General features: G+C 49.4%; 26 protein-coding genes and 1 tRNA gene. 15 read left to right on the top strand and 12 right to left on the bottom strand.

Features of this window, described 5'->3' with window-relative positions:
- Positions 1-6: 6 nt before the first annotated feature.
- From ACJ2PR_RS18900 to ACJ2PR_RS18935, 8 genes are all read right to left on the bottom strand, one after another.
- On the bottom strand, positions 7-2,463 hold the full coding sequence (locus ACJ2PR_RS18900; protein WP_446878119.1) for a hypothetical protein: 2,457 nt from the start codon (positions 2,461-2,463) through the stop codon (positions 7-9).
- Positions 2,463-2,768, bottom strand: coding sequence for a hypothetical protein (locus ACJ2PR_RS18905; RefSeq protein ID WP_446878120.1), 306 nt, complete (start codon positions 2,766-2,768; stop codon positions 2,463-2,465). Before ACJ2PR_RS18905 ends, ACJ2PR_RS18900 begins: the two co-directional genes overlap by 1 nt.
- A gap of 66 nt (positions 2,769-2,834) precedes the next feature.
- Positions 2,835-3,161, bottom strand: coding sequence for a hypothetical protein (locus tag ACJ2PR_RS18910; RefSeq protein ID WP_446878121.1), 327 nt, complete (start codon positions 3,159-3,161; stop codon positions 2,835-2,837).
- A 79-nt stretch (positions 3,162-3,240) separates the two neighbouring features.
- Positions 3,241-3,435, bottom strand: a complete 195-nt coding sequence (locus ACJ2PR_RS18915) for a hypothetical protein (RefSeq protein WP_446878122.1) — start codon at positions 3,433-3,435, stop codon at positions 3,241-3,243.
- Positions 3,436-3,809: 374 nt separating this feature from the next.
- Positions 3,810-4,079: a hypothetical protein gene (locus tag ACJ2PR_RS18920; RefSeq protein ID WP_446878123.1), complete on the bottom strand. Its 270-nt coding sequence runs from the start codon at positions 4,077-4,079 to the stop codon at positions 3,810-3,812.
- Between the two features lie 34 nt (positions 4,080-4,113).
- The gene (locus ACJ2PR_RS18925; protein WP_446878124.1) at positions 4,114-5,496 is read right to left on the bottom strand and encodes an AAA family ATPase; all 1,383 of its coding nucleotides are present in this window, start codon (positions 5,494-5,496) and stop codon (positions 4,114-4,116) included.
- A gap of 246 nt (positions 5,497-5,742) precedes the next feature.
- Complete coding sequence (locus ACJ2PR_RS18930; protein ID WP_446878125.1) at positions 5,743-5,955, bottom strand: hypothetical protein; 213 nt, start codon at positions 5,953-5,955, stop codon at positions 5,743-5,745.
- 41 nt (positions 5,956-5,996) lie between these two features.
- The gene (locus tag ACJ2PR_RS18935) at positions 5,997-6,308 is read right to left on the bottom strand and encodes a hypothetical protein (protein ID WP_446878126.1); all 312 of its coding nucleotides are present in this window, start codon (positions 6,306-6,308) and stop codon (positions 5,997-5,999) included.
- Between the two features lie 172 nt (positions 6,309-6,480).
- On the opposite strand from ACJ2PR_RS18935, the gene ACJ2PR_RS18940 reads away from it, so the two are divergent.
- The 7 genes from ACJ2PR_RS18940 (at position 6,481) to ACJ2PR_RS18970 (ending at position 10,090) form a co-directional block, all read left to right on the top strand.
- Entirely contained in the window at positions 6,481-6,687 is a 207-nt protein-coding gene (locus ACJ2PR_RS18940) for a helix-turn-helix domain-containing protein (protein WP_446878127.1), read from the top strand.
- A gap of 200 nt (positions 6,688-6,887) precedes the next feature.
- A complete protein-coding gene (locus ACJ2PR_RS18945) occupies positions 6,888-7,493 on the top strand; it encodes a hypothetical protein (protein WP_446878128.1) in 606 nt (201 codons plus the stop codon).
- A 153-nt stretch (positions 7,494-7,646) separates the two neighbouring features.
- On the top strand, positions 7,647-8,174 hold the full coding sequence (locus ACJ2PR_RS18950) for a hypothetical protein (RefSeq protein WP_446878129.1): 528 nt from the start codon (positions 7,647-7,649) through the stop codon (positions 8,172-8,174).
- A 73-nt stretch (positions 8,175-8,247) separates the two neighbouring features.
- On the top strand, positions 8,248-8,502 hold the full coding sequence (locus ACJ2PR_RS18955) for a hypothetical protein (protein WP_446878130.1): 255 nt from the start codon (positions 8,248-8,250) through the stop codon (positions 8,500-8,502).
- A gap of 3 nt (positions 8,503-8,505) precedes the next feature.
- Positions 8,506-8,703, top strand: coding sequence for a hypothetical protein (locus tag ACJ2PR_RS18960; protein WP_446870646.1), 198 nt, complete (start codon positions 8,506-8,508; stop codon positions 8,701-8,703).
- Between the two features lie 88 nt (positions 8,704-8,791).
- A complete protein-coding gene (locus ACJ2PR_RS18965) occupies positions 8,792-9,085 on the top strand; it encodes a hypothetical protein (RefSeq protein WP_446870645.1) in 294 nt (97 codons plus the stop codon).
- Positions 9,086-9,331: 246 nt separating this feature from the next.
- Positions 9,332-10,090, top strand: coding sequence for a hypothetical protein (locus ACJ2PR_RS18970; protein ID WP_446878131.1), 759 nt, complete (start codon positions 9,332-9,334; stop codon positions 10,088-10,090).
- A 160-nt stretch (positions 10,091-10,250) separates the two neighbouring features.
- Here ACJ2PR_RS18970 and ACJ2PR_RS18975 read toward each other — a convergent pair.
- A tRNA-Glu gene (locus ACJ2PR_RS18975) sits at positions 10,251-10,323 on the bottom strand.
- A 202-nt stretch (positions 10,324-10,525) separates the two neighbouring features.
- Between ACJ2PR_RS18975 and ACJ2PR_RS18980 the strand changes: the two genes are divergently transcribed.
- Positions 10,526-11,404, top strand: coding sequence for a lysophospholipid acyltransferase family protein (locus ACJ2PR_RS18980; protein WP_446870643.1), 879 nt, complete (start codon positions 10,526-10,528; stop codon positions 11,402-11,404).
- Between the two features lie 266 nt (positions 11,405-11,670).
- On the opposite strand, the gene ACJ2PR_RS18985 is transcribed toward ACJ2PR_RS18980, so the two are convergent.
- From ACJ2PR_RS18985 to lepA, 3 genes are all read right to left on the bottom strand, one after another.
- Positions 11,671-13,080, bottom strand: coding sequence for a UDP-glucose dehydrogenase family protein (locus tag ACJ2PR_RS18985; protein WP_446861178.1), 1,410 nt, complete (start codon positions 13,078-13,080; stop codon positions 11,671-11,673).
- 105 nt (positions 13,081-13,185) lie between these two features.
- A complete protein-coding gene (locus ACJ2PR_RS18990) occupies positions 13,186-14,151 on the bottom strand; it encodes a UDP-glucuronic acid decarboxylase family protein (RefSeq protein WP_446870642.1) in 966 nt (321 codons plus the stop codon).
- Positions 14,152-14,526: 375 nt separating this feature from the next.
- Complete coding sequence (lepA, locus tag ACJ2PR_RS18995) at positions 14,527-16,338, bottom strand: translation elongation factor 4 (protein WP_446861176.1); 1,812 nt, start codon at positions 16,336-16,338, stop codon at positions 14,527-14,529.
- A gap of 451 nt (positions 16,339-16,789) precedes the next feature.
- Here lepA and ACJ2PR_RS19000 point away from each other — a divergent pair, with 451 nt between their 5' ends.
- The 7 genes from ACJ2PR_RS19000 to ACJ2PR_RS19030 all read left to right on the top strand — a co-directional run bounded on the left by ACJ2PR_RS19000 (position 16,790) and on the right by ACJ2PR_RS19030 (position 24,144).
- Entirely contained in the window at positions 16,790-17,020 is a 231-nt protein-coding gene (locus ACJ2PR_RS19000) for a hypothetical protein (RefSeq protein WP_446878132.1), read from the top strand.
- Between the two features lie 212 nt (positions 17,021-17,232).
- Positions 17,233-19,029 (top strand): ATP-binding protein, encoded by a 1,797-nt coding sequence (locus ACJ2PR_RS19005; protein ID WP_446861174.1) that lies wholly within the window; start codon positions 17,233-17,235, stop codon positions 19,027-19,029.
- Between the two features lie 84 nt (positions 19,030-19,113).
- The gene (locus ACJ2PR_RS19010) at positions 19,114-19,767 is read left to right on the top strand and encodes a DUF3386 domain-containing protein (RefSeq protein ID WP_446878133.1); all 654 of its coding nucleotides are present in this window, start codon (positions 19,114-19,116) and stop codon (positions 19,765-19,767) included.
- A 121-nt stretch (positions 19,768-19,888) separates the two neighbouring features.
- On the top strand, positions 19,889-20,131 hold the full coding sequence (locus ACJ2PR_RS19015; RefSeq protein WP_446861172.1) for a NifU family protein: 243 nt from the start codon (positions 19,889-19,891) through the stop codon (positions 20,129-20,131).
- Between the two features lie 104 nt (positions 20,132-20,235).
- The gene (locus ACJ2PR_RS19020; RefSeq protein WP_446878134.1) at positions 20,236-22,476 is read left to right on the top strand and encodes a glycoside hydrolase; all 2,241 of its coding nucleotides are present in this window, start codon (positions 20,236-20,238) and stop codon (positions 22,474-22,476) included.
- A gap of 190 nt (positions 22,477-22,666) precedes the next feature.
- Positions 22,667-23,428 carry an alpha/beta hydrolase gene (locus ACJ2PR_RS19025; protein WP_446878135.1) on the top strand — a complete coding sequence of 254 codons (762 nt, stop codon included), beginning with the start codon at positions 22,667-22,669 and terminating at the stop codon, positions 23,426-23,428.
- Positions 23,429-23,508: 80 nt separating this feature from the next.
- On the top strand, positions 23,509-24,144 hold the full coding sequence (locus tag ACJ2PR_RS19030; protein WP_446878136.1) for a hypothetical protein: 636 nt from the start codon (positions 23,509-23,511) through the stop codon (positions 24,142-24,144).
- The last annotated feature ends 114 nt before the right edge of the window (positions 24,145-24,258 follow it).

Below are 24,258 nucleotides of genomic sequence, written 5' to 3' on the forward strand. Positions count from 1 at the left end.
ATATTTTTAAGCCTCCGGTTTGCGTTCTGCCTCGGGTGGAATTGTTGGGGGCTTGCTGTCGTTTTTGGCTTTCTCTTCCGATTTCTTGAGTTCGTTTGCTTCGGGAGATTCTTTACCCTGCTTTGTTCCTTCGTCTTGTTTCAAAGCTTTCTCTAGCTCTGTCTTTTGCGTTCCGATTTGTGTGATAGTGTCTTGAATTGAGAGCACTTCACCAGCAATCGAATCAATGTTGCTAGTTACTTCCTCAGCTTTCTCTAGAGCGGTAAAGAATCTGTTTTGATAGTTGGGTGTTTGATTCATCCAACCGAATGCTTTCTCGCTGATTGCACCCCACTTCCTTAATGCATTTCCAATCTTGGCTACCATTGATCCAACAATCTCTAATGCACCTAAAATTGATTGCCCGGTCGACTGGATTGACCACAGTAAATTAGAAGCCGCTTGGTAGATGCGAGAGTACTTTTTCCACTCCGCTTTAATGCCGTCTACTGTCTCGACTCCAAGCACTGATTTAGCAAAGGCATCAACACTCTTACCAATGATTGCGCCAACGTCTAGAGGATTGTTTTCAGCGTCTTTAATTCCCACTGCTGCTAATACATTGGAAATCATGCTGAACAATGTTTGTGTCAGCCCATTCGACAACATGTAAGCATTGTGAAGTGTATTAACATAGGTCAATACATTTAAGATTCGATCCAAATGCAACCATTGCGATAAACGTGTCAATTTTCCAGCAATACCACCGGGAAGTTGATCACCTAACTTGCTGTTGATTTGATTGAGCAAGAACAAATTAGAGGCCATATCGGCCGCGCTAATTCCTGCCCCAATTTTTCCTGCTAAACCATCCAGTTTTCCATTGATTTGTTCTTGCCCCATCTCCAAACCAGCGCTGCAAGAATTTTGGCATCTGGGTTTAGGTTGGGGTAGCGGTTTACTAGCATCTTGACGGCGTTGTTCTTCTTCTTGCCGGGGGCGATCGAAGTTGCCATCCGGATCGGTTGGGCGCGGAAAAATTGGGGGAATTGGCAAGGGGGCAAATGTTTTTTCTGGTTCTTTCGTCTCTTTTGTCTCTTTCCCGATTTCAGTTTTTGTGATTGTGTACGGGCCGGGAAAGGATGGATCGCTCCATTGACTAGAAGGGGTAGACGTTCCCGTTTGCCTTCCGGGGTTTGGCTGCCAACTAGGAGGGTTTTGAAGTGGATTGATCGACTGAGGAGGGGTGATCGGTGTGGGCGCGGGGGACACGGGATTTTGATCGGCTGGTGTCGGAAGTGGCGCGAGTTTTCGCTCGCGATTTCTGTCAGGGGCTTCAGGGCGATCCGTTTGTGGTGTTTGCCCCGGCGCGTCTGGAAGTCTAGGAGGGATGTTGAAATCAGGCATCCCATTGCCGGGGACGACAAAGATGGGATAATCTTCCGAAGCTTTGGGCGGCTCCCACTCTGGCGGTGAACTTTGTCCGTTTGGGTTGACAGCATCATCCGTCGATCCATCGGCAGGGACAGCCCACGAACCAACCTGAGCAATTCCATCTAGGGCGCTAATCGTGTAGATCAGCGATCGGTTTGCACCCGGAGTGCCATAAGTCTGAGTGATGTAGAGGCGTGACGTGACATATTGATCGCCCAATGCGGAAACGTAAGCTTCTCCGACCACTTCAAGCCCGCCTAGCGGCCCGATCAACCCTTCAGCCCGTCCCGTCCCTGCATCGACATCCTCAGTGAATTTGTCTCCTGTCGATGGGTTGGTGTAAGTTCGCCGCCCTCTGGCCGTGAAAAAGACGGTGTAACGCTTTCCCGCAATATTTCCACCCCTGAAAGGGGGGATATCACCAGGCGGACGATCTCTCGGATTGAAATCGGGGATGTTGGTGTTACGGTTTTTCCGCTCCTGTCGTTTTCGCTTTGCCTCATCAAAAATCTTCTGAGTCGGATCGTCAAAAACGTCTTTCAAAGCATCCACTAGCGACGGGATGATTGAAATCGGCCCTACGATTTTTGCAATCGGCGCGAGAGCCTTTCCAACGGGGGCCAGGGTCTTGGCAACGGGCCCCAGCGCTCTACCAGCCGGAGCTAGTATCTGACTGCTGGCCGTCCTCATGCTGCTCATCGCGTTGTTTGCCATCGTCCCAATGGGATTGGGCGGTCGAATGGGTGTGCTGTTTACGCCTGATGGGGCTGAGGGTGATCGAGTAATGCGATCACCGACGGTATTTGCAGCATTCCGAAAGCCCGGATTATCTTTGACGGGTTGTACGGTCGTGTAGCCTTGCTCGATTCGTTGCCATCGGTATCCCGCTTCGCTTCTGTAAGAGATGTCTTTGGGCAGAGGTGGCTTGGGAGGAGGCGCGGGTTTTGTGTTGAAATAACCGTCTGCCTTGCTTGCATTCGGGCTGAAACGATAATTCTTTTCTAGCGCTGCTCTCGCTGAAAGTTGCTCAAAGTCGATCGGTCTTGCCATTAGTTATCTTTGAACCCCGAGGGGATGGCGATATTTGAGAACTCTTGAGCAAACATCCAGAGTTTCTTTGAACGATCGCTCATGAAACTCGGATCGAGCGAGATAGAGGCACGGGTTAACAGTCGATTGGTGTTATCGGCAACTTTGTATACGCCTGTCTGAACCACGAACTCAGCGCGATCTGCGGCCTCTAGAACCGCTAACGTCGGATTCAAGACCCCCAAGGTTAGGGATGTCCAGGCGTGAAGTTGTTCTAGGGTGACGATGCTGTTAGGGATATCGGTCGCAAGATTGATGGTAGTCATACAGTTGTGGTAGGGAGTGTGATTAATCAAACATTTCCTACACGGAGAGTCGCTAACGGCTACGAATCACTGGCGATCGCGTTCGATATCCCATTTCACCTTTTCCCAAACCCACTGCTCAGAGCGATTTGGGTAACGATCTCGAATTTCCTCAAACAGACGGTAAGCTGTAGCGCGATCGTGGGTCAGGGCAATCACATCAAGCGGGGCATTGGGGAACGGGGCATAAGGAGGAGGCGTTTCAAAGTCAAGAGAACCACGGCGACGGCGACGGCGTTTTTGTCTGGGGTTGCGTTCTGCTTCGTCGTACCAAGCGTTCAACAACTGAATAATGACGATGCAAAAAATTGCCAGTCCGATGAAGGCGGCCGCGAGCATGTGGGTGATGGGCATAATGGGGAAAATGATTTTTGAACTCAGCCCGCAAAAATTTGCGGGTTTTCTCATTTCAAAATGCCCACATCCCTGATCGCTACTCTTTAGGGCGATCGCTCAATATTTGCAGAATGCGATGATTTTCCGCTTGCAGTGATTGAATGTCGGACTGCATTTGGATTTGAACTTTAGATAGATATTCGACGATTTGGATCGCTGTTTGTAACTGCTGAGAAGTCGTCTGAACAGTTGCGATGAGAACGTCTAAAGAGGTTTGGATCGTGTCAGCCATAGCGTTGGACTAAAAAAGGACTACATCACCGATCGGTGATGAATTGAAACCCTGATTCTCTCGTTCGGCATCGATGACGACGGCAACGGAAAATCAAGGCTTTCAGCTTGGACTTCTGCGGAGAAAGCAGTCAGCCAGAATTCTTAAGGCAAGAAGTGCAGGTTCCATCCTTTTTGAGAAATTTGTGGCACGTAGGGCAGTTCTTGTTATGGGCGATCAAACGTCCATACCTTCTAAAGAGGAAAAGGGTTCCTTCTGTTTGGCTCCCCTTGCTTTTCTCCAGTCGATCGCCCTCAGCCTTCTCCGGTTTTTGAGGGATGAGGGCTGAGGGATGAAGGATAAGGGGTAATTCCAGTTGAACGCCCTGGATGAGTTTAATCTTGCGTTTTGCCATTTGCCTTGCTCAAGATATTTAAGTCTTTTAGAAGGAAAACGCTGTTTCGCCCTGTCTCCTGACCTCTGACTCTGACGCGATCGCCCTTCACTTTCAAAACTCGGCTCGGTTGCAGCAGTTCTCTCCGAACATCTAGCGGAAATTCGGTGAGGGGGATTGATTTTTGCCCCTGGTAGATCGCGGGTACTTTTTCGGAGTCTATCGGATCGCTTCCATACCGCATCCATACGGAAAGACCACCAGCAACCACGATGTCATTTCGATCTATAGATTTTTTTCTATGGTCAATTATCGAGGGGTCGATCGAGTCGATCGACCCCTCGATCGACCGATCGACATACTTCAAGGTAATACAACATTGTATTACCTTGTCCTTTTAGACACCTGCTTACCATCCCTTTTGCCCACATCTCTTTGAGGACACGTCGGATTGTGTTTTTGTTTATGTTCAAACATTGAGCCATCTCCTCAATCTCATAGCGAACACCTCGGCGATCGTCTTCATTTAGCCAGAGTTCGATCCGCTTTTCGGTGTGGATGGTTTCTTCCTCGTTCTCCGATCCTTCTTTGCCCAGATACTCGAAGGTGAATCGGTCTTCATCAAACCGAAAAGCATAGCGACCTGGCGGCCGTCCCATTCTGGTCTTCTGGACTCGAAGGACGCGATCGCCGCTCCGCTCGTCGGTCAGTAGCAGCCCCCAAACTTCTGAAGCTGAGTTGTAAAGGGCTTTTGTGCCTCTCGATTCGCCTTCTGAGTTGGAATGGTGGATCACACAGAAGGTACAGCCGTAGCGATCGCCCAAATCGTTGAGTTGCAGCATGAAGCGGGCGTATTCGGTATCGTTTTCGCTGATCAGGGTGTTGCGGTTAATTGAGGTCACCGAGTCGATCATGCAGAAGCTAACCGGATCACCTGCTTCCTGATATTTCTTGAGGTAAGCCTCTAATCGGGCAATGTTTTCGACTTGCCAGCCGGGTACGACCTCGACGGGGTGATTGTTGGTGAGTTCCCTGATTTGCATCCGCTCACGAGTCACGACCACGGGTTCATCGGACTGAAGGATGAGGACGCGCCCTTGAGAAATCTGGTAGCCATTCCAGGGTTGACCTTTGGCGATGCACTCGATTAGCTCATAGATCATGAGAGACTTCCCGACACCGCCCATCGCGTGAAGCAGCAGGACAATACCCTTGGGAATCCAGCCACTGACCAACCATTCCTTCTCGACCTGGCAGAGTTGATCGAGATCTTCCACTCCATAAGCGATGAAGGGTGCCTGATTGATGAGCGCCTTATAAAAGCAGTTCATCATGGCTGTCTTGGGGAGTTTGTAGCGTCTAGCCAGTTTCTCAAGCTTGAATTCTTTGAAGCCGTCGTCGAGGACTGACTCGATCGTCCTAACCTGTTCGATCATGCTGTTGAACTCGGACTCTTCTAAGTCCACTCCCACGCGACGGCTCACGAGCGAGTGGGCGATCTGCTCAACCGTTTCGACTGGTACACCCGTCCACTTCGCTATCTGAGCAAGTTGAAATTTTCCTTTGTTTGGGTCGAAGTGCTGCTCTAGACCAGCTTCTAAGATCTCCTCCTCAAGCTGCATCTGTGCATTGATTTGGAGATCGGTGATACGGCGATCGCTAGTCGGTCTTTTAAATTCTGCTACCATTTGCTTGTCCGGTAAGTTTGTTGTGAATTTGCTTGACTGGGTGCTTTTCAGTGAGCACACGGAAGAATGCCCCAACGCATTCGTGTTTGATGGTTGGGCTTCAAGAAGCAAAAATTTAAAGCCTGACTGGACGATGGGGATCTGACAGACAGGCTTTTGATTTAGAGTTTTTGGATCATGGTCAATGTTTGTAAGTATTCGGCAGATTTTTTGAGGGCGATCGCTAATTGGAGGCGATCGCCTTTTCTATTGGCGGTAAACTGGCTCACCTTCGATCCAGGCGATCGGCTGCTCGATTCGATATTTTTCGGTACAGCCAGTGCATTCCAGTCCATGCTCGACAACTTTTCCCTCGTCAACTGTGAGGTATGCGGTAAAGTCATCCCCTCCACAGAGAGGGCATTTGCCAGAGGGATAGCGTCTGAGTCGATCGGCGTTGCTGATGTCTAAGAAGTTCATAAAGGGATGAGGGATGAGGGATGAGGGGCGATCGCTTTTTATTACTCGAACCGACCCCTTGCGGGTAACTCGGAGAGATCGCCGTGAAAGCTTGGCTCTGGGCTGTGGTCAAGAAACACTTGCATACGTTCCAGGACGGCTAATTGCCGCCATCGAGGGAGTTTTCTGAACAAGATGAAAATTTGGTCGATTTCGTCATTAGCAGCAGGCTCGATCGCATCCTCACCAGCAAGTCCGATCGCTTCCAGGTCGATCGCGGTCTCATTCTCTTGGGTCATTGGCACTCCTGAAATAGCTGAATTGATCATGGTGTAAGCATTTGAGCGATTATTGGGATGCTGTGGGGGCAACACGGCATACCCTCAAACAACTTCTAGGCAACGTGTACTAGTTCACACGTCACTTCGTGCTGCTTGTTGTTTATCTCACTGAACAAGAATTCAGTTTAGAAAATTCTACATGAATTTCTGTTCAGTGAACATTTGTTCAGGTAAGATGAATAGAAATCGTCATGACTCGTCGTTCATGGAACTATTGCGGGAAAAGCAGAAAACAGTCGAGGACGTTGCCAAAGCTTTAGGGATATCTCCTAGAGCCGTTTACTACTGGACATCTGGCACTAGGGAGCCGAGACTGACTATTCGGCAAACTCAGGAACTCTGTACTTTGCTAGAATGCTCCGTCCATGAGTTACCAACGAACTTCTCACGAATTAAAAACGCTGAAGCGTAACCTGCTTACACCTCAGCAAAATCAAACCAGGGCAGTGCTATCAACACTCCCTGGATGGCCCCACCGACGTTTAACCCAATGGAGCAATCCAATTATGTCTGTATTCCAGGCTTTTATTTCTATTAACAAAGGTCGATCGCCTCCACTAGCTATGGAGACGATCGACCTTTGTTTTGTTCAATCAAAATCAGGAGACACACATGAAAAATGCAGCAGTCAATGACGCTATCTATGCTGACAGCAATATGTCAATGCATACCAAACAACTAGCAGAGTTCTGGAAAATCGACTCACGATCGCTCACCAACTGGATTGCGAAAGTAAGAAAGTTAGGCTACCAGATTGGTAGTCCCGGTGAACGCAATCGAACCTACTTCAATGATGTCGATCAAGACTTAATTAACGCTTGTCGTCATGGCACTCTCACACCAAATCCTAGAAAATCTGAAGTTACCCAGAATGATTCTGAGAACGTTCTGAATATGGAGGAGAGGCGGAATCGGGAAGCGCAGGAAGCGCAAACAGAGTCAGACCAAAATCAGAACTTAGCACTGAGAACAGCAGTAATACAGGAATCAGGCTCACTGCTGTCTCAACGGACTGAAGCGGGCTACCAGGAAGGCAGCGCGATCGCTAAAGCCGAGCTAGCTAGCAAGGTTAAAGGCTATCTAGAAACTCGTGTAGAGGCTGACAAAGCTTTCAACGATTTCATTGCCCAGATAATCGGTGACTATGAGCAGCTTGACGAGCAGTGTGCTTTACCGGAGGTGACTACCCCAAAGCAACTGATCGCTTCTTTGTTCTAGGAATTCTCGGAAACTTCTCAGAACATTCCGAGAACATTCCGAGAACTGAACTAAGAAACTATCGGCTAAAGCGAACGATGTTTTGGGCGATCGTGCTTCTCACACTTTTCAATGTTTTGTCCCCAAGATACTCACTTCATCCCGGATGGAAAAATGAATCTAACCAACAGTCAAATTAAGTTCATGCTCGGCTTTATTGCTGGAGGACTTCTGGCAACTCCCATGATCGTTATGCGGGTGAATGCCTCATTCCTGGATGCTGTTTCTCGCTGGAGCGCTTCTTATGGAAACAGTGCAGAAGCTCAAGAGCAACCGCTTCCCGTCCCCCAAAACACTCCCCCGGTTGGTCGGGGAGACGGATCGGCGATTACCCCTTGTGCGGCTCCACCTCCGACGATGGCATCAGTTCCCATCTCTGAAGAGATGCCCACAGCTTTAGGACGCAATCAGCCCCCGCAGACAGCCGTCTTTGTACCAAAAGACATTCGAGCAAAAATCCTGCTCAACACTAGACCAGGCAATCGGATGAAGGGCTTAATTGATCGAGTCGGCTACCCAGACCGATTTGACAGTGAAGCCTCTACAGACTTCTACATGACTGAAGACGGAGAGATAGCGGTAGTGAGCGATCGGGCAACAGATACCGTCGCCTCTATCAGCCTTCTATCTCCAAATCAATAGCCAGGGCGGAAGCGCTCAAACTACAACCCTGGCCACACCCCAACAACTACAAAATTATCGAGGTATCTAAATTATGGGCATTTTCGGCTGGTTTGCAGGTGCGGATGCTGACGATTTTCCAGAGGATTCCGATGAGCGGTTAGACGCTGCTCTAAAGACGGCTGGCACGACGGCCCCTGTTGAGACATTCATTACAGACTGGGGGCACTACGACGGCGACCATTCTGAAAATGAACATGCCAAAGCGTGGGAGCATACGGATGTTGACTCGACCGATCGAGACTATATCCTTTACGATCGAGACAAAATTGATGATTTACCGGAGTAACCTATGACGATTCATCCGCTTTCTAGTCCCTTACCAGCCCCTCTGCAAAATCTCTATGATTTCATGAGTCAACATGCGATTGAGGGCAGAGTTTCTCTAACGATTCGCGAAATGGTTCACGGTCTCGGTCTAAGGTCTCCAGCTCCTCTGCTCAGTCGTTTACAAAAACTGATCGAGTTGAAGTTAGTTTCTCAAGCCTGATTTAAGGTCACGTCATCTCATCAAAAATCCCCTTCGGAAGCCACTCCAGAGGGGATTTAAAGAACACAGGACAAAGACACTTCTTATTATGACAGACACCCCCGAACAACCCAACAATTTAACAGTCAGAGTCGAATCATTAGAGACAGACATGCTTGATGTCAAAGTCTCCCTCAATCGCCTGATTGATGTTGTCTACGACAATAGCCAACAGCTTAGAACCACAATGCAAGCAGTCGATCGCATGGCACAAGTACAAATCCAAACCTTCCAAGTGATTGAAACCATGCAAACTGAAGTTCGTGAAATTCAATCAGAAGTACGCGGACTTCAAACCGAAAATCGCCGCATTCTAGAAATCCTGCAACGCAATCAGGAATAGTCTTACCGTCTGATGAGCCTCCCTAGCGAATAGGCGAAACGGGTCTAACACACCCGTCACGGAACTCACACTCGCTTCAAAACATCATTGCTGACACAGCGATCGATGACTTTTTTTCGTGCAATTTTTACTGTCAATTTCTATTAGTCAATGCCCCATAGTTGCCACTACTGGATAGAAAGATTTAGAGAAGACTACTTCCAGCGTGGTAGCTCAGAAACAACATGGAGAACCGAGTATTGGAAAATGCTCAAACACCTCCCACAAGACGAACCTTTAACCTCTGAACTGTTACACCAATTCGTTCTCAAATCCACTGTCAACACTCGCTCTAGAGTTCGGGCTTGCATGGTTTATGGCGCGATCGCCCGGTTCGCAAAACTTGACTATGATCCATCCCCTTATAAAGGAAAGTATTCTTCTAAAAGTGTCTCGCCACGTGACATTCCCAGTGATGACCTGATTGTTGAATGGTTCGATCGACTGTCTAACCCCGGTTGGAAATGGATATTTGGCATTCTCGCAACCTACGGCCTTAGACCACACGAGACTTTCAGGCTAGATTTTGAACGCTTACGGCAGCGCGATCGCATTCTCTGGGTTGAGAACGAAACTAAGACCGGGTTCCGTCAGGTCTGGGCCTTTCATCCCGAATGGTTTGACGAATTCGACTTGCACCAGGTGCAGCTTCCCAACGTCAATCTAAACCGCTCAAATGACCGAGTAGGACACAGTGCTACCAGCTATTTCAGCGATTTTGGCTTACCCTTCCACCTTTACGACATGCGCCACCGATGGGCAATCCGCAGCATGGAATATGGACTCAAACGAACATTAGCCGCTCAACAAATGGGGCACTCAGAAGAAGTGCATAGCCGCATCTATCACCGATGGATCAATGCAGCCGAACATCAGAGGGCATATGAAGCCCTGCTCAGTCGAGACGATCGACCACGACCACCAGCGCGAAAAAATCAAAACAAAAGGCCGGGACTGAACAACTAACAGTCCCGGCTTTATTTTTTTAATCCAAGTCGATCAAATTACCCAGGGTGAGGTTAGTCACTCCAGAATCATTGCCTTGATTTGGTTTTGACTCAAATCAAGTGAGTTAGTCAAAGTGAGATTAATCACTCTGAAATCACTACTTCGACTTGGATTCGCATACCCCCAGGGGAATTCGAATCCCCGTCGCCTCCGTGAAAGGGAGGTGTCCTAGGCCTCTAGACGATGGGGGCGCAGTTCACACTTTATCTAATTTAGCTGGTAGACCCACCTCTGTCAATAGATTGTGACAGATTCCTCAAAAATTATTGGCGGATTTACAGAGCCAGCCTTAGAAGTGTCCTTTTGGTAAACCCAAGGAGATCGGAACCGACTAGGGTAAAAAAGGGTTACCTACCCGCCATTTGAAGCCTTCAGCCGTTTCTTATTGCGCCCATGCTGTCGATTCGCTCTTTACTTTCACCGGGGTTTTCTACCCGCCGCTTAATCCGAGAGGGTTCGGAAGAGCCAAACTTAAACCAGCAGGCTACTCCTGTGACAAATTCAGGTGCAATTAACCAATTTCCTAAACGCAGCCTCACGGATGGCAAAACCGAGGATACTGCTAACAAGGCTCTCTATTCTCAAACGATCGACAGGGCAAATTTTGTGGGTTCTCGTTTCTCACCGTGGCTGGCTTTGGTGGCTTATCCGTTGGGGCGTTATGCGCTGTTGCCATTTTACTTTCGATACATTGAAGTGATCGGTCGTGAGAATTTACCTAAAACTGGCCCTGTAATTTTGGCTCCCACTCATCGATCGCGTTGGGATGCTTTTATGGTGCCTTGTGCCGCGGGTCAAGATGTCACCGGGCGAGAACTGCGGTTTATGGTGTCCGCTGACGAGGTAAAAGGAATTCAAGGCTGGTTTATCAGACGAATGGGTGGGTTTGAGATTGATACAAAACATCCTGCTATCTCCAGCCTGCGTCACAGCGTAGAACTGTTGAAGAAGGGACAGGTGCTCGTGATTTTTCCTGAAGGCAATATTTTCCGGGAGTGTAGACCGCTCAAACCTGGACTGGCTCGCCTCGCCCTACAAGCAGAAGCTAGTCAAGATGACCTAGGGATTCAGATTGTCCCCATCAATATTGGCTACAGTCAGCCCTTGGTTCCCTGGAGGTGTAGCGTAGAAATTCGGATTGGACTGCCGCTCCAGGTCAGCAATTATGCGGATCAACCGCCCAAACAAGGTGCGAAAAAACTGACCAGCGACCTGGAAAATGCGCTGCGAACGTTGGATAAGGCGACGATCGAGCGCAGCGGTCGTCATTAGTTAACCCGAATTCAGGTCGAAAAACGTCCGTTCGACAATGTTTTTCGCTTTGGTGTTGAACGCTTCTACCCCCCAAGCTGCCAAGTCTGCGGGACTTTCAGACAAGAATTCCAGTTCAAAGTCCCTGATTGGTAGGGATCTAGGGGGCTACTCAAGTCTGTAAGCGGAGTGAACAATCTCATCAAGTTCACGTTAAAAAAATAGAGACGAGTGATCAACCCGTCCCCATCTTCTTCAGTAGAAATTCAGTAGAAGTAATCTTGAGTCTAGCGTCCGATTCCAACGTAGCGGAACCCAGCTTCTTCGAGAACGCTTTGATTCAAGAAGTTTCGACCGTCGATCAAAATTGGCGTGTGCATCAGTTGCGACATCTTGATGTATTCGAGGTTGAGAAACTGCTGCCACTCGGTCACCAAGACTAGCGCATCGCACCCATCAGCCAGACGTTCTGCATCGGTTTCTACAATCACATCCGAGAGACCATGACGCATTCCCGTTTGAGAAATAATCGGGTCGTAGGCTTTGACCTTGGCACCCAACCGAGTCAAGTTTTCAATCAAACTGAGAGCGGGAGCGTCGCGCAGATCGTCTGTATCGGGTTTAAAGGTGAGACCCAGCAGTCCCACTGTTTTGCCCTTAAGAATTTTCAACACTTGCTGAAGCTTTTCAACCACAATCAGCTTTTGGCGTTGGTTGACACTGACAGCAGCCTTGAGCAGTTGAGTCTCATAGCCATAGTCATCGGCGGTATGAATCAGCGCAGAGACATCCTTAGGAAAACAAGAGCCGCCCCAACCGAGTCCCGCTTGCAGAAATTTGCTGCCAATCCGCGAATCGAGTCCAATGCCCTTGGCAACTTGGGTGACATCTGCACCGACCCGATCGCAGATATTCGCCACTTCGTTGATAAAGCTGATCTTGGTGGCCAAGAAGGCGTTGGCAGCGTACTTGATCATTTCTGCCGAACTTAAATCTGTCACGACAACAGGCACCGGGGGCAGGGACTTGTCTGCGGCAAACTGGCGATCCACGATCGGGGCATACAGTTCTTGCATGAGGGCGGTTGCACGGGGGCTGTTTCCACCCAAAACGATGCGATCGGGGTTAAAGGTGTCGAAAACAGCAGAGCCTTCTCGCAAAAACTCAGGGTTGCTGATGACATCAAAATCATAATCGCCAGTCAGAGCGCTGGCCTTCATGGGTTCTTCGCTGCCTATTCCCGCTAAGACAGGCTCTACTGAGAGACCTTTGCGCTCGGCAACTCCATCCAAAACGAGCATTCTCACCCAGTCACCAGAACCGATCGGCACCGTGGACTTATTGACAATGACTTTATAGCCGCCGTTGAGATGAGAGCCAATTCCGCGGGCAACGGCTTCGACATATCGGGTATCACTTTCACCTGTAGGCAGTGCTGGGGTGCCAACGGCGATAAAGAGAACCTGTCCATGTTCGACCCCGGCTGCCAGGTCGGTTGTAAACTCCAGACGTTGGCTTTGAAGGGCAGACTGCATAATTTCTGAGAGTCCGGGTTCAAAAATTGGAGATTGCCCAGATTTCATTAACTGAACTTTGGCTTCATTGTTGTCTACACAGATCACATGATGACCCACATGAGCCAGCGAAGCCCCGGTCACTAAACCAACGTACCCCGTACCAATAACACAAACACGCATAGAAGCTCCTCAAGAAAGGGTGAGCGTAGCAGTCAGACTAACTACAAGGTTGTGAATAGATTTCCCTGGTTGCTAAAAAGGGCGACTGAGAGAAAAGCGTGGATTTTAGTGAAGCGCGATCGTTTCTGGCTCGACCATGCTTTCTGCAACAATCCGAGCGCGAAAATCAGCGATTGTCCGCTGGAGTCCATCTTGCAGGGGGATCGTCGGCTGCCAATTTAAGTGCGTCTTGGCGCGGGTAATATCGGGTTTGCGACGACGAGGATCATCCTGGGGTAGGGGTTCAAATTTGATGTTGCCGGATGGGTTGACCATCTGTTGGACAGCTTGGGCAAGCTCTAAAATGGTGTATTCGTCAGGATTCCCCAGATTCACCGGCCCAATAAAGTCACCATTCATCAGCCGCATCAGCCCTTCTACCAGGTCAGAGACATAGCAAAAACTGCGCGTCTGGGAACCGTCTCCATAGACCGTCAGGGGATTGTTGCGTAGGGCTTGCACGACAAAGTTGCTGACGACACGCCCGTCGTTTTCTAACATGCGTGGGCCGTAGGTGTTAAAAATTCTAGCGACGCGAATATCGACTTCGTTTTGGCGGTGATAATCAAATGCCAGAGTTTCAGCAACTCGTTTGCCTTCGTCATAGCAACTGCGAATGCCGATCGGATTGACGCTGCCCCGATATTCTTCGGACTGGGGATGCACTTCAGGATCGCCGTACACTTCTGAGGTTGAGGCGAGTAGAAACCGAGCTTTGACGCGCTTGGCTAGACCCAGCATATTCATCGTCCCCATCACATTGGTTTTGATGGTTTTGACAGGGTTGTATTGGTAGTGAATCGGGGAAGCGGGGCAAGCCAGGTGATAGATCTGGTCTACTTCTAGCCGAATCGGTTCTGTAATGTCGTGACGAATCAACTCAAAGTAGGGGCTATCAAGCCAGTTGAGCAGGTTTCGTTTGTGTCCTGTGTAGAAGTTATCCAAGCAGACAACTTCATGCCCTTGCGTCATCAGGCGATCGATCAGGTGAGAACCAATAAAACCAGCACCACCAGTAACAAGGATTCGCATAAGTTCAATCAAATAGGCTAGGGGAGTTGCAAACAGAGAAGGTGAAACCAACCGTGCCATAGGGTTTAGTTTCTTGACATGGCAAAAGTGTACCCAGAAGCCACAATGTTCTCACGGAACTCGGACTCGGTACGACAAGCTCCACGTCCTGAAATGCACCTTACGGACAAAGTGTGTTGCCCTCGGTAAAATTTTATTGCAAATTTCAATAGAACCTTAGCAAACCCCCCCCAGAAACGATGTTTTGGAGGGGCAGCTTCATTAAATCTTAAAGGGGAGGGTAAATCTGTTTAGAGGGTGCTATTTCTAAAGAAACTCACTGGAGCAGTTGAAACAATGGCTTGCCTGCTCCTCCGCGTGTAGCGCTGCAAACGTCTAGTCCTGCGTTAGCTTCAGCACCGCCATAAAGGCCTCTTGGGGTACATCGACCGTTCCGATCGCCTTCATGCGTTTTTTACCTTTTGCCTGTTTTTGCAACAGCTTTTTCTTTCGTGAAATGTCGCCGCCGTAACACTTTGCCAACACGTCTTTACGAATGGCAGGAATATGTTCGCTGGCAATCACTTTGCTGCCGATCGCGGCCTGGATTGGGATCTTGAACTGGTGCCGTGGAATCAATTCCTTGAGCTTTTCGGTCAGTGCACGCCCCACTCCGTAGGCTTTGTCGCGGTGAACGATCGTCGCCAACGGATCAACCGGGTCGCCGTTAATCATGATGTCTAGCTTCACCAGCGCATTTTCGCGGTAGCCGATCAGTTGATATTCCATGCTGGCATAACCGCGCGATCGAGATTTCATTTGATCAAAGAAATCTGTCACCACTTCCGCCAGGGGCAACTCGTAAATCAGCGTCGTGCGTCCTGGAGTCAAATACTTCATATCTTTGAAGACCCCTCGCCGAGTCTGAGATAGCTCCATTAGCATCCCAACGTAGGCTTCGGGCGTAATCATGTCTACCTGAACGTAGGGTTCCTCAATTTTCTCGCGATGCTGAGGGTCGGGCAGCTTACTGGGATTGTCGATAAAGACGGTTTCTCCCTTAAGGGTGGTCACTTTGTAGACAACCGAAGGGGCTGTAATAATCAGATCGAGGTTATATTCTCGCTCCAGTCGCTCCTGAACGATTTCCATGTGCAGCAGACCTAGGAAGCCACACCGGAAGCCAAAGCCCATCGCGCTAGAGGTTTCTGGCTCGTAGTTTAAAGCGGCATCGTTGAGTTTAAGCTTTTCGAGGGCTTCGCGCAGATCGGGGAATTGGTCAGCATCCGTGGGAAACATGCCGCAAAAGACCATTGGTTTTGCTTCGACATAGCCCGGTAGCGCTTCAGAAGCAGGCTTGCTGCATAGTGTGATGGTGTCTCCGACGCGGGCATCTTCGACCCCTCGGATGGAAGCGGCAATGTAGCCCACTTCTCCGGCATGTAGATCGCTGACCTGAACTTGAGTCGGAGACAAAACGCCCAATTCGTCAATCTCATATTCCTTTCCAGATGCCATCAAGCGAATTTTGTCGCCCTTTTTGACCCGACCATCCATCACTCGGAAGTAGACAATCACACCGCGATAGGGGTCGTAGTAGCTGTCAAAAATCAGGGCACGTAGCGGTTGATCAACGGTATCTTTGGGTGGCGGGACGAGTTGAACGATCGACTCCAAAATCTCAGGCACGCCGATCCCTTCTTTTGCGGAGGCTAGAATCGCACCACTGCAATCCAACCCAACGACTTCCTCAATTTCTCCTCGAACGCGCTCAGGCTCTGCACCCGGCAGATCGATTTTATTAAGAACAGGAATAATTTCTAGATCATTTTCTAAAGCCAGGTAGACGTTTGCCAATGTTTGCGCTTCAACGCCCTGAGACGCATCAACGACGAGCAACGCCCCTTCACAGGCAGCCAGCGATCGCGAGACTTCATAAGAAAAGTCAACGTGTCCTGGCGTATCGATCAAATTTAAGACATACTGCTGCCCATCTTTGGCGGTGTAGTTCATCCGGGCGGCTTGCAGCTTGATGGTGATCCCGCGTTCTCGCTCCAGATCCATGTTGTCGAGAAACTGTTCTTTCATTTCCCGCGAGTTAACCGTGCCCGTTTCTTGAAGGAGGCGGTCTGCCAACGTGGATTTGCCGTGATCGATGTGAGCGATGATCGAAAAGTTGCGAATACGGGTGACGGGAACGTCAGTCATACAGTTTACTTAGATGGACACTTAGATGGGCAAAATGGGCGCAGCAAGGACTGTCTTCTCAACAGAAGGAAGCGTACATCGATTACTTAAAATATTTTAATGCTTTCTCAGCTTAGTACAGGATTCTCTTTACGAAGGGTGATAAGAGAAGTTGGATTCTATGTTTCTATAGGGTTTTTAACGGAGCACGTCGGGCATTCTTTCTAGCCCACTTGATGATGAGGTGTTATCTAGAAGGAGTTTTTGAAAAACAGGCAGCCGATCGCCCAGCATAATTTAACTGGCGCTTAATTTGACCAACCTCCGCGCGATCGTCCTTCATCGCACTTTACGTACGCTTTACATACATCGTTTAGCTGAAATCGGCTACAGAATTTTCCGAAGGGCAATTCGTCAGCTAAACTAACACATAGGTTTGGGCTACACAAGTCGGCGTTCAACCGCATTCACCATGACTGATCCAGTGACTCATTCTCATCCGCACATTGATAAGGTGGAACTCTCAATCCACATCGATTCTGAATTGCTTGAGCGCATCAAGCATCTGACCAACGATCCTAGCAAAGTGGTCGAGGTTGCCATTCGCCAATGGTTACGGAGCGAAACGTACCGTGAAGACGAATCCTCGCGCCCATTGGAACGCAATCCGAGGGTGCCTCCTAGAGGTGAGTGGAACGATTAACGCTAGAAAAATACTGGCTTGAGCGGTTGGATTCTCGCTTAGCGCTAGAAAAACCGATACTGGTTGCATCTGTGTAGGGTCGTGATTAGAATGCGGAGATCGCACAAGGATGATTGAGTCTCAGTCAAAAATTGGTACCAAAACTCCTTGCTCCGGTGTTGATTTCCTTTTTAATCGATCGCTTCCAGTCCTAAGTCAAATGGTCTCTTGTTGTGAAATTTTCAAGCTTACCTCCTGACTCGTTTCAGACTCATATTGTGAATCCTGTAGGGAATGCTGCTTCTGAGACTGCTGCTGATTTGGTGATGACACAGGATGCGGCCGGGCATTTTTTGTCGTTTTATTGGCAGGAGTCGGAGACGTATGGGCTGCAACCAGAGCTATCTGGGAATGCGTTAGGGGAGTGTTTTTATCCGGTGGCGATCGCGCATTACCTGCAACGGATCAAGCGAGTCCTTACGTCTCAAACCCCCGAAAAGTTTCGCGCGCTGTTTCGCTGTGCTGAACAGACGTTGCTGTTTGAGTTGGTGATGAGTCCGATCATGCTGCCGGATGGACTGGCTTCGACGGTTGTGGTCACAGGCAAACGATTGCCACCCATGCGCGCAGACGATTTGTTAGAAGAATCGCGGGCGGCGGGCGGGTTGGCGCTCTACAGCGATCGCTACCAAAAGCTTTTAACTCAGATCGCCTGGAATATCCGCCGAACCCTTGATCTCAGCACCATTTGGCAACAGACCGTCGATGGGTTGGGGCGCGCTTTGGGCGTGAGTCGCTGTATTCTCTGCCCCTTTGCGCCGCTCAGTTCTAAAGTTGAGGTGGTCGCAGAATATTGTCACGATTCTCAACAGTCTCTTTTGGGAGCGGAGATTGTGCTGGCTGACGATCCCGTTTTGTGTGAAGCGTTGGCGACTTTGAAGCCGATCAGTTCCACGACTCATCAGATTGCCGGACTTGAGCCAGTGGTGTGCGTTCCGTCTGATGATCCTGAGCAGCCTTTGACCCGATTGATGGTGGCAACTTGCTATCAAGAGCAGCCAAACGGGGTGATTGTGCTGTACCAGTGCGATCGCCAGCGCGTCTGGAGCCAAGCCGAAGTTGAGTTTATGCGCGAGTTGGCAGACCAAGTGGGAACGGCGATCGCTCATGCATCCCTGTTCTCAGAAAGTCAGGACTTGGCCACCGAGCTTCAGCGCGTTAACAGCAATATGATGCAAAAGCATCGTGAACTGGAGGAAGCCAGAGAACAAGCCGAAGAAGCCTCTCGCCTCAAGAGTGAATTTCTAGCAAACACGTCTCACGAATTGCGAACCCCTCTAAACGGGATGATCGGTTTTTTGAAGCTAATCCTGGATGGGATGGCCGAAGACCCGGAGGAGCAAAAAGAGTTTATCGAAGAGGCGTATCGATCGGCGCTGCATTTGTTGAATATCATCAACGACGTGCTAGACATCGCCAAGATCGAAGCGGGCAAGATGCAGATCGATCTCAGCCCCGTCAAACTAGATGAGTTGATGGCGGATGTCGAGAACTTTACGCGAACTCAGGTTCAGCAAAAAAACCTCAGCTTTGAGATTCAGAAGCCCCAGACCCACGATGAGATCATTCTGTTTGGCAACTATCAACGTTTGCTGCAAGTCATGCTCAATCTGGTGGGAAATGCCATCAAGTTCACTCACGAAGGCGGCGTGACGATTAGTGCTGAAGTGATCAAAAAGCGCATCGTCGTTCAAAATCATGATCTTCCAGGTGTGGTCAAGGTGCGGGTAGCGGACACCGGAATTGGAGTCTCGTTAGATAAGCAAGACAAACTTTTTCAGTCGTTTAGTCAAGTAGATGGGTCGCTGACTCGTCAATATGGAGGCACCGGATTGGGGCTGGCGATTTCTCAAAAGCTGGTGGAAGCGATGGGCGGCGTGGTCAACTTCTACAGTATGGGCGAGGGGTTGGGATCTACTGTGACGTTTACAGTGCCGCTCTACCAGGAACCCGTGATGATTGCCGGGTAAAATTGATGAGAAATGAGCGGTGATCCCGCTCTCTAACGCCTGCCCAGACCAACTAGACTAAAGAAAGAGATTAAGGAGCGTTTCATGACAAAACCAATGGAAGCTCGTGAGCTATTTCGATCGGCTTACGAAAATCGCTACACCTGGGACAGCAACTTTCCTGGCTACACGGCAGATGTGACTTATCGGCTAGACGATCGCCAATACACGGGCAAGATTCGCATCAACCAGGACTGCACCTTTGAGGTGACCGACGTTGAAGATGAAGAAGCCAAAAAAGCCATTCAGGGGCAGGTGTGGGAAACTGCAATTCATCGAGTCCGCAGAGCGTTTGAAGACACCCACGGCAAGAACGTTTTCACGCTGGGTAACTCAGATGACCCGGGAGCCGTTGAGGTGTTCGTCGAAGGCAAATCGATGGGCGATCGCTACAAAGTCAAAAACAACGAAATTACGCTGGTTCACCGTCACATTCGCGATGTGGTCGTCACAATCAACACTTACAGCAGCCACGAAACGGGCGAAGGCTATCTGTCTCACCGCTACGATTCGGTCTATACCGACGCGGCAACAGGCGAATCGAAGGGCGGCAAGAGCGACTTTGAAGACACCTACGAGAAAGTGGGCGACTACTACGTGATGACGCAGCGCATCATTCGCACTGAGGAAGCCGGAAAGGTCTCAACCAGTGAGTTTGCTTTCTCAAATGTCAAACTTTTACAACCTGCGCTGGTGTAGAGAGTCTTGGGGAGGGGATTGAAGGAAACCAGACAGCCGAATCGCAAAACCCCTCTCAGATAGCGCTAGGATCAAGACAATTGACCGAAACCAAAAAAGACTGAAACCAAAAAGGTGAATTATGTCTCAAGCATTGGCACTAACCCCTGAGAACGTTGAAACTGTCCTGGATGAACTGCGTCCTTATCTGATGTCAGACGGCGGAAACGTCGAGCTAGTTGAGTTAGACGGGCCGATCGTCAAGCTTCGTCTACAAGGCGCTTGTGGATCTTGCCCCAGTTCTGCGATGACGCTAAAAATGGGGATCGAGCGCCGTCTACGCGAATTCATTCCCGAAATCGAAGAAGTTGAGCAAGTAATGTAGTAGGTTGAGTTTTGGGTGCTGCGTTTTGAATCAATTTAAGAACACAGCACTCACTCCTGCATCTCAGACAGGCTCAAAACTCAAACTCCACCCCTCAAAACTTTATGTCTCATCCTCTGTACGTCGCGTTTATCTGGCACCAGCACCAGCCGTTGTACAAAAGCAGGGGAGGTGCAGACGCGCAATCTGAAGGGCAATATCGTCTGCCCTGGGTGCGCCTGCATGGTACAAAAGATTATTTAGATCTGGTGCTGCTGTTGGAGCGATATCCTAACCTGCATCAGACGGTCAATTTGGTGCCTTCGCTGATTCTTCAGATCGAAGACTATGTAGCGGGGACGGCGATCGACCCTTATCTGACCCTGACACTGACTCCGGTAGAGCGGCTAGACCAGGAGCAAAAAGAATTTATTGTTGAGCATTTCTTTGACGGCAATCACCATACGCTGGTTGATCCTCATCCTCGCTATGCCGAACTGTATGGACAGCGACAGGATAAAGGACGCGAATGGTGTGTTAATCACTGGGGGCTAGAAGACTTTGGCGACCTGCTGATGTGGCACAACCTAGCGTGGATTGATCCGTTGTTTTGGGATGATCCGTTAATCGCAGGCTGGCTAGAGAAAGGAAAGGGATTTAGTCTGAGCGATCGCCAGCTCATCATCGCCAAACATCGCGAAATTCTTAGCCAGATCATTCCTCAACACCGCAAAATGCAGGATGCAGGTCAGCTTGAGGTGACGACGACTCCTTATACTCACCCCATTTTGCCGCTCTTGGCGGATACGAATGCGGGTCGGGTTGCTGTTCCTCAGATGGCTTTGCCTGAGCAGCGATTTCAGTTTGCAGACGATATTACGCGCCACCTTCAGAAAGCGTGGCAGATGTACGAAGAGCGGTTTGGGCGATCGCCTCGTGGTCTGTGGCCGTCTGAGCAATCAGTCAGTCCTGCGATGTTGCCTTATGTGGCGAAGTCGGGCTTTCAGTGGCTCTGCTCGGATGAAGCGGTGTTGGGCTGGTCGCTCAAGCACTTTTTTAATCGCGATGAAACGGGGAATGTGTATGACCCCGAAATGCTGTATCGTCCCTATCGCCTGGAAACTCCGGCTGGGGATTTGTCGATCGTCTTTCGGGATCACCGTTTGTCGGATCTGATTGGGTTCACTTACGGATCGATGGAGCCAAAACGGGCCGCAGCCGATCTGGTGGGACATTTGGAGGCAATTTCTCGATCGCTCAGACAGCGAAACGGCGGCAACCTGGACAAACCCTGGCTGGTGACGATCGCTTTGGATGGTGAAAACTGCTGGGAATATTATCCGCAGGACGGCAAGCCCTTTTTGGAAAGCCTCTACCAAACGCTGAACAGCCACACGGGGATCAAGCTGGTGACGGTTTCGGAATTTTTAGACCAGCATCCTGCGACGGAAACGATTCCGACTAATCAGCTTCACAGTGGTTCCTGGGTGGATGGGAGTTTTACAACTTGGATTGGCGATCCGGCAAAAAATCGCGCCTGGGATTTGCTGACGACGGCTCGGCAGGTGTTGTCTACCCATCCCGAAGCGACCGAGGAAACGAACCCTGAAGCCTGGGAAGCGCTGTATGCAGCAGAAGGGTCTGATTGGTTTTGGTGGTTTGGCGAAGGGCACTCGTCGAATCAAGATGCCATGTTTGACCAGTTGTTTCGAGAACATTTGGCAGCGCTGTATCAGGCGTTAGGGGAGCCGATTCCTGACAATGTGCGGCGGGCGGTCGAAGTTCATGCGAAACAGGGCGACCATGCGCCACAGGGCTTTATTCATCCCGTTGTTGATGGGCGGGGAGACGAGCAGGATTGGGATAAAGCGGGTCGAATCGAAGTCGGTGGCGCACGAGGGACAATGCACCAGAGCAGTGAGATTCAACGCCTTTGGTATGGGCTGGATCACCTGAATTTCTATGTGCGGTTAGACTTTCGATCGGGCGTTCAACCCGGTATTGACTGTCCGCCTGAGTTGAATTTGCTGTGGTATTATGCCGACCGTCCCATGCGAAATAGCCCGATTCCGCTCACAGAGTTGCCGGACGAAGCGCCGTTGACGTATCAGTTTCACCATCATTTGGGGGTGAATTTGTTGACGCAGACGGTTCGGCTTCAGGAAGCGGGAGACGATTTTAAGTGGTATTCTCGCAAGACTCGCGCTCAGGTCGGCTTAGACAAATGTTTGGAGATTAGTGTGCCCTGGGCAGATTTGCAGGTGCAGCCTGATTACCCGTTAAAAATGGTGGTTGTACTGTCTGAAAACGGACGCTATCGGCAATATTTTCCAGAAAATTCGCTGATTCCAATCTCAGTTCCCTAATACTGGGAAGGCTAACATCGTTGGTCAAGAAAATCGCAAAACTGGGACAAATTTAGTGTTCAAAAAAGGACAATCGCGCTCTAAAAAACCGCCGATTTCACGTTCCAAAAAATGGTTAATTCGAGCAAGACGGTTTGCGATCGGGTACTCTATTTTCTGCACATTGCTATTCTTTCAACAGCAGCGGTTAATGTTTTTTCCCTTACGGGATTATCCCCATACTCCTAATTTATACAAGCTAAATTATCAAGATGTTTGGCTACTGATTACGACAAAACCAGGGAAGGTCGATCGCTTACATGGCTGGTGGATTCCTGCTGAGAAAACGAATGCGCCCGTCATGCTCTACTTTCATCACAATGCGGTAAATATTGGCGCAAATGTCAGTCAGGCTCGTCAGTTTCACAAGTTGGGCTACTCAATTTTGTTGATAGACTATCGAGGATTTGGTCAAAGTGAAGGAGACTTTCCGACAGAATCTCAAGTGTATGAAGACGCACAAGCTGCCTGGAAGTATTTGACTCAGGATCTGAAGATTTCAGCCAAACAAATTGTGATTTATGGACACTCGATCGGCGGTGCGATCGCGATCGACCTTGCCTCAAAACATCCCGAAGCGTCCGCTCTAATTGTGCAAAGTACGTTCACTAGCATGAGGGATATGAGCAAGCGGTTTGGCGTTTTTTGGGTGTTGCCGATCGACGTTTTAATGCAGCAGCATTTTGAGTCGCTTGAGAAGATGAAATCTGTCCAGATGCCCGTTCTGATTATTCAAGGCACCAGTGATATTCAAATCCCCGTCGAGATGGGTCAAGCGCTCTATGCGGCGGCTCCCAAATCCAAGCAACTGCTCTTAATTCAAAACGGTGGACACGACAATAATATGCCAGAAAAATATACCAACGTTGTCAAACAATTCGTTCAGACTGTACAAGCAAAGACAGGCAGTTAAATAGATATTTTAATGATTAGATTTTGGCTGAAAGCAAAGTTATACTGACCCCTAAATTAATTTCAGCATCTACTAAAACAATGGACTCTCTAAAACGTCAAATTAAACAGATCTTCCATAGGATTCGCTACGTTGTGACAACGGCTCTGATTTACCGTCAGCGATTTTTCTTTGTAGGGCTAGCCGCCACTGGAAACCGCACCGCAGGCAAAGCCATGACGCTGTTGGGCTATTCGTGGAAACATTATCCCCGATCGTACGAGTCTCTCTGGCAGTTTCATGCGGTCACGGATGCGCCCGTCGCCTTCTGGTTTCGACAAAAAAAGTTGCCCAAAAATGGCCTTTACATTCTCACCACACGATCGCTAAAACCCTGGCTAGAAGATTGTCAAGCCTGGTTTGAGTCACGACCGTCTGATACGCTGTCACCCTTTGAAATCGAAATTCGAGAAGCGCTGTATGGAGGCGTAACGTTCGATCGCCAACGGTTTGCAGAAGCCTACGATCGTCACACTGCCGCCTGTTACCAAATCGCCCAAGAGATGGGAGTCACGCTCTACGAATGGGATCTTGTCGCCAATCCAACTTGGGACTTTTTGACGCAACTAACTGGACGCACCTCAGACCAGGCTTTTCCCTTCACGCCGGGAGTTTATAATCGCACCTGGCAAGCGGTGATCGAAGCTGAAGAGAAAGCGAAATCGTCGTTTATTTAAAGATGAGCAAATGGGTGAAATGATTCTCACAGCTTTTTAGCGATCGCTATATCGTTCTTCTGCAAACGGTTCGCCGCGTCGATGATAGCCATTTCGTTCCCAAAAACCGAGGGC

Source organism: Phormidesmis sp. 146-33, assembly GCF_052939515.1.